Origin of the sequence: Microbacterium sp. GXS0129 (assembly GCF_044769785.1) — a bacterium.
GTDB classification, from domain to species: Bacteria; Actinomycetota; Actinomycetes; order Actinomycetales; family Microbacteriaceae; genus Microbacterium; species Microbacterium nymphoidis.
This window is the reverse complement of sequence record NZ_JBIZVZ010000010.1, coordinates 1-6055: the sequence shown is the minus strand read 5'-3', so window position 1 is coordinate 6055 and position 6055 is coordinate 1. Positions and strand designations below refer to the sequence as shown.

Here is a 6055-nt window from a genome sequence, read left to right as displayed (position 1 = left end):
AAATGTCGTTCCTGGTGTGCCTTTTTTTATAAAAAAGTACCTTCCAGGTGTGTCATATTGATAGTTAATGGTGATGTGTATTTGACTTTTAAGACTATTCATCGGTAACCGTCCGCTTGCGGATGGTTAAGCACCGCCGTACGAGGACGCTTGCCGCCCGCAGTAGGATGTTTCGGAGAAACATGAGTATAGGAACACACAGAAAGCGGAACGTAGTGTAGCGGTGCTATACACCTAAAAAAAAGTTAAGTTTACGTTATAATTTTGATTTTACAATTGTATATATTTCTTTTGTGATGTTTTCATATTCTATGTGCTGATAATTATAAAATTTAACTAAATGAAAAAAAATAAAGATCCTGTTCATTGTGCTGTTATAGTTCAATTCCTAACGTCAGAGATGCGTTATATTCGTAGGAAATTTACTTTTTGTTCTATTCAGCAAGCTTTAGATGTTGCTTTTGTATTTGCAAAGATTTATAATTGATTTCTAATTGGTTATTATGTTAAAGATTGATTTAAAAGATTATGTCTACTCTGATTGTGCGGTTTCTCACAACCTTGATAACTCTTTACCTGAGTGTTATAGAGAAAATGCAGAAAGAACGATCGAACGTTTCAATGCCTTGCAAACTTTATTTGGTGGGTTTAGGCTTACTTCTGGTTATCGTTGCCCTATTGTCAATGACCTTGTTGGCGGAGTGATTCACTCTAAACATATGGAAGCCTTAGCTGTTGATTTTGTTCCTTTGGAAACGCCTCCTCAACTTGTTTTGTCTTTTGTTAAGCTTCTTCCTTGTGTTACCTATGCTTATACAAGTAATGGTTATATACATGTTTCATTTTCATAATTATAATTATTATGTGGAATAAGATTTTGAAAGCTCTTAAAATGATTTTGGACTTTATCGCTACTATAGTTAAGAAATAATATGGCTACACCTACAGTTTTATCACGTTGTTTAAATCCTCAAAGGATTGTAAATCCCTATACCCACCAGACTATGTTTGTGCCTTGTGGTCGTTGCCAAGCTTGTTCGCTTACTAGGAATAATCATTTGTCATTGCTTTGTGATTTAGAAGCTAAATGTCATAAATACTGCATGTTTATAACACTTACGTATGCAAACAGATATATTCCCCGAGCTAAGTTTGTCGATAGTATTGACCGTCCTTTTGGTTGTGATTTAGTTGACGCCGATGGTGAAATTATTGCCCCTGTTGAAATGTCGCCTATTCAGCGTGAAAAATTGTTGGAAAAGTTTTATTTATTTGGTGATGTACCTTATTTAAGAAAGTCAGATTTACAGAAATTTTTTAAAAGATTTAGATTTTATGCGAGAAAAATTACCGATGCAAAAGTGCGTTACTTTGCCTGTGGTGAATATGGACCAGTACACTTTAGGCCACATTTCCATATCCTATTATATTTCTCCGATGAAACCCTCTTTCAAGCATGTGAACAAATTGTACTTGAGAGCTGGCCGTTTGGTCGTGTTGATGTCCAAGCCAGTCGAGGTAACTGCTCTAGTTACGTTGCGTCGTATGTTAATAGCTCTGTGTTTGTACCCCAAGTTTTTAAAACACGTTCCATCCGTCCGTTCTGCGTACATTCTCAAAAGCTGGGTCAAGGCATTTTGCAAGGTCAACGTAAAGAAATATATGCGTTATCCGCTGAACAAGTTATCAAAAGAGGCATTATTGTCAATGAGAAATATAGAGAGTTCGATATGTGGCGGTCGTATTATGCTTACTACTTTCCGAAATGTCGAGGATATTTTGATAAATCTTCACATGAGCGTACTTACTCTTACAGAATATATGGTTATGCGCGGCAAGTTTTCCCCGACTGTCAAAGCGCATTAGATTTAGCTAGACGTATAGCTTATTGTTGTTATTATTTTCCTTTTTCAAATAAGGAGAATGATTTATCTTATACTGAAAAGGTTACACGTGATTTGCTTCGTTATTTCTATGACGCTGATGTCCTTAAATTGACATTTGCTGAAATTGACGGTTCTGTTAGATCTATTTCAATTTACGATGATTGCTTTGATCTTTATGTCCATCGTATTTATGTTGAGTTGCTCTTGTCTAAACATTTTTTATATTTTGTTTGTGATAATCAGTCAGTACATGAAATAATGCGCAAAGTAAAGATTATTGAGGAGTTTTATAAGCAATTGGATTATATGAATTTAAAGTCATTCTTTGAAAATCAATCTGCTTTCTTTGAGAGTGATCTCATTGGTGGTGATGATCTTATGAAGGATGACTTTGATAATAATTTTTATCCTTATTTTTATGACAATGTATTTTTTAATCTTGCCGATTATAAGGCCACCCCCGCATTTAAAGTAATGGCATCTAAATCTTTATCTGATTTTGAAGCCCGTTGTAAACACAAGAAATTAAATGATATTAATAAACTTTTATTTGTAGATTGATATGGCTAATATTATGTCATTAAAAACCATTATGAATAGACCTTCCCGTAATGGTTTTGATTTGTCAACCAAACGAAATTTTACTGCCAAGTGTGGTGAGCTTCTTCCTGTTTGGAGTTCTGAGGTCATTCCAGGTGATAAATTCACTATTGATTTGAAAGCGTTTACACGTACTGCTCCGATAAATACGGCTGCGTATGCACGTGTTCGTGAATATTTCGATTTTTATTATGTTCCTTATCACCTTCTTTGGAATAGGGCAAATGAAGTCCTTTCACAAATGGATTTTAATCAGCAACATGCCACTTCATTAAATCAGATGCCCCCTGCTTTCAGTGGTGAGTTGCCTTATGTTACTACTGAACAAATTGGTACTTATCTTAAGACTTTGCACGGTCTTCCTGCTCCTAAATCTGTTAACTATTTTGGCTATGACCGTGCTCAGCTTTCTGTTAAGCTTTTGGAATATCTTCAATATGGTAACTTTGAGTCTTATATTGCTGATGCACCACAATCTCTTAATTATAATTTGGATGTAAACATTATGGGTCTTTTGGCTTATCAAAAGATTTATTCTGATTATTTCCGTAATCAACAGTGGGAAAAACCTAACCCCTCTACTTTTAATTGTGATTATATGACTGGTAGTTCTGATATGAATGTCCAGATACCCGTTTCATCTTCTGATTCATTCTTTGCTAATTATAATATGTTTGATTTGCGCTATTGTAATTGGCAAAAAGATTTGTACCATGGTGTGTTGCCTCAAGCTCAATATGGTGACACTGCTGTTGTTCCGTTGGATATGCCTTCTATTTCTGGATCTGTAAAACTTACTGAGTCTCTTGGATCTACAGGTGATGTGGGTGTTTTGTATGGAACTTTTTCTGGTGGTAATAATTCACTTTCTTCTTCTCCTCTTGAAGGTGCTCCTGATGCTAAGCCTAATGCTATTGTTGGTCCTGCTGCTAATACCTACACTTTAGGTTCTTTTGTTTCTGCTGGTACTTATCCTGTTGAGTTGTCATCTTCTAGTTCTTCTCTTTCTATTCTTGCTCTTCGTCAGTATGAATTTCTTCAGAAATGGAAAGAAATAGCACAATCTGGTGATCAAGATTATAAAGGTATAACTAAACGTATCTTTGGCGTTGATGTACCAAACGGTCTTTCTGATAAATGTCAGTATCTTGGTGGTACATCTTCTTCGCTAGATATCAATGAAGTAGTTAATCAGAATATTACAGGTGATAATGGTGCAGCTATTGCTGGCAAGGGTGTTGGTCTTTCTGATGGTAAAATTAACTTCCAGTCTGATGGACAATACGGCATTGTGATGTGCATTTATCATTGTGTTCCGCTTGTTGATTATACGGTCGATTACATTTCTCCTGCATTTACCCGTGTGAATGCTGAGGATTTTGCAAACCCTGTTTTTGACCGTGTGGGTATGCAAGGTGTTTCCTCGGTGAACATTATGAATTCTGCCCCTGTTGGTAAGCCTTTCCCAGATGGTGCTACGCCTTTCTTCTTTGGCTATGCTCCAAGATATATTGATTATAAGACTGCTATTGATTTGAGTTTCGGTGCTTTTAAGCGTGATTTGAGGAATTGGGTTCTGTCTTATAATGCTCAATCAATTCTTAATGCTCTTACTCCTGACGGTGTTGCTGATGCTTCATTACCTCAGGATGGAACTGCTGAAAGTGGTATGAATTATACTTTCTTTAAAGTTAATCCTAATCTGGTCGATCCTATTTTTGCTGTTCAAGCTGATAGTACGATGAATACTGATCAATTTTGGGTGTCTTCTTTCTTTGATGTGAAGGTTGTTCGTAACCTTGATGTTGATGGTTTACCTTATTAATTTTATTAATTTGTGCTCTTATGAATGAACAATTTGAAAAACGTATTTTTTCCGATGGTAGAAGTGTACAGCCTGTTGTTTCTTCTAAGGATTTACAGCTGACTTCCTTTTATTCTTCCTCTCCTATTGATGATTTTCTTCATCGTAAGCATAAAGCACCCTTTTCGGATAACAAGTCAATTAGATTGACTTCTGATATTTATATGCTGTTTAATCAACAGAGATTGGATAAAATGACATTGCAGGCTCTTACTGCTCATATTGCCGAAATGCGTATTAGTGAGCCTTCTTTGAATTCTTTGAAGTCTAAGCTTACTGATGATCAATTGGCATCTATTGTAAAATCGAGATACATTCAGACGCCTTCTGAGTTGATCAATTATTCTAAGTATCTGAATTCTCTCGCAGATAGTGAAATCCAGGCTTTAGTTGCTGCACAGAAGTCTTCAGTTGATGATAAATCGATTGAAAAACCGAGTGATGCTTCTGAAGGGCAAGAGCCTGCTAATACTTAATATTATGTCTGATGGTGTTAACCCTATTTTAGGAGGAATTATGTCAGTATTGGGCGGTGCTACAACCATCGCCCAGATTGATTCTAATGAACATATGGCTAATAAAACTAATAGGTTTAATGAGCGTATGTTACAGAAACAAATGGACTATAATTCTGCGATGTATGAGCGTCAACTATCTGATAATTTGAAATATAGTGATCCGCAGTTTCTTCGTGCTCGTCTTGAAAATGCTGGTTATAATGCTGGTGTTTTGGCTAGTGGTGGAAACGTTGGTCAGGCTGTTAATTCGCCCCAAGCACAAGGAGTAACGCCGCCTCGTGGAACTGCAATACCTCTTGATTATTCAGGTTTTGCAGATACGATTGGTGCTGCTACTGATTTTGCTTTGCGTGCTCGTATGAATCAGTCTGAGATTGCTAAGATTAACGCTGAAACCGATCAGCTTCGCATTGAAAATAAATATCGTGCGCAAAAGTTGTTATCAGAAATTGGCGAAAAGCTTGCTACTACTAAGGATGCTAACGCCCGTGCGGCTACTGAAGATCTTCTCCGTAGTATTCGTAAGGACATGCTTACGCAGGAGGTAGCTACAAGCCAGGAACAAGCTCGTAAGATTGCTGTTGAGCGTCGTGGTATTATTATTGAGAATGCTATGAAGTCTGCTCAACTTCAAGTGTTGCCCCAGCAACTTCGTATTTCCTTGGCGAATGGTGTTGCCGATTTAGCTTTGAAGAAAGCTAATAAGCAATTGACATCTGCACAGGCTTCGCATGAGCTTCGTAAGCTTGTTGAAACTAACATCCGTTCTGAGATTGCTCGAAAGCAATTACAGTGGGATTCTAGAACTCTTGAAAAGCGTGTTAAGATGGTTACAGCTGAGCTTGAACGTTTACTTAATAACCGTGGTGCTCAGGGGTCCTTAGGTAGTATTGCATCTAGTTTTGGAGTTTCTTTAGGTGATTTGTTTAGATAAGTGAAACCCATGTCATTTTCCCGTAGGGCGGCCGATTAATCATTCGGCCGTCCTATTTTCTTGTCCTTATATACGAAAAATGACAGTGGTATTTTATAGTTGACAAAATGTTGTACCTGGCGTGCCTTTTTTTATAAAAAAGTACCTTCCAGGTGTGTCACATTGATAGTTAATGATGATGTATAGTGGTACTGTAAATGGTAGTTGACAAAATGTCGTTCCTGGTGTGCCTTTTTTTATAAAAAAGTACCTT

The 6055-nt window shown here is 36.9% G+C and carries 5 protein-coding genes; all 5 read left to right on the top strand.

Going from position 1 to position 6055, the window contains the following annotated elements; genetic code table 11:
- Window positions 1–503 precede the first annotated feature (503 nt).
- The 5 genes from ACIQJ5_RS17390 (at window position 504) to ACIQJ5_RS17370 (ending at window position 5802) form a co-directional block, all read left to right on the top strand.
- Window positions 504–851 (top strand): D-Ala-D-Ala carboxypeptidase family metallohydrolase, encoded by a 348-nt coding sequence (locus tag ACIQJ5_RS17390; protein WP_402845639.1) that lies wholly within the window; start codon window positions 504–506, stop codon window positions 849–851.
- Window positions 852–932: 81 nt separating this feature from the next.
- The gene (locus ACIQJ5_RS17385) at window positions 933–2447 is read left to right on the top strand and encodes a hypothetical protein (protein ID WP_402845638.1); all 1515 of its coding nucleotides are present in this window, start codon (window positions 933–935) and stop codon (window positions 2445–2447) included.
- Window position 2448: 1 nt separating this feature from the next.
- On the top strand, window positions 2449–4311 hold the full coding sequence (locus ACIQJ5_RS17380; protein ID WP_402845636.1) for a major capsid protein: 1863 nt from the start codon (window positions 2449–2451) through the stop codon (window positions 4309–4311).
- Window positions 4312–4331: 20 nt separating this feature from the next.
- Entirely contained in the window at window positions 4332–4826 is a 495-nt protein-coding gene (locus ACIQJ5_RS17375) for a hypothetical protein (protein WP_402845635.1), read from the top strand.
- Complete coding sequence (locus tag ACIQJ5_RS17370; protein WP_402845633.1) at window positions 4789–5802, top strand: hypothetical protein; 1014 nt, start codon at window positions 4789–4791, stop codon at window positions 5800–5802. Before ACIQJ5_RS17375 ends, ACIQJ5_RS17370 begins: the two co-directional genes overlap by 38 nt.
- Window positions 5803–6055 lie beyond the last annotated feature (253 nt).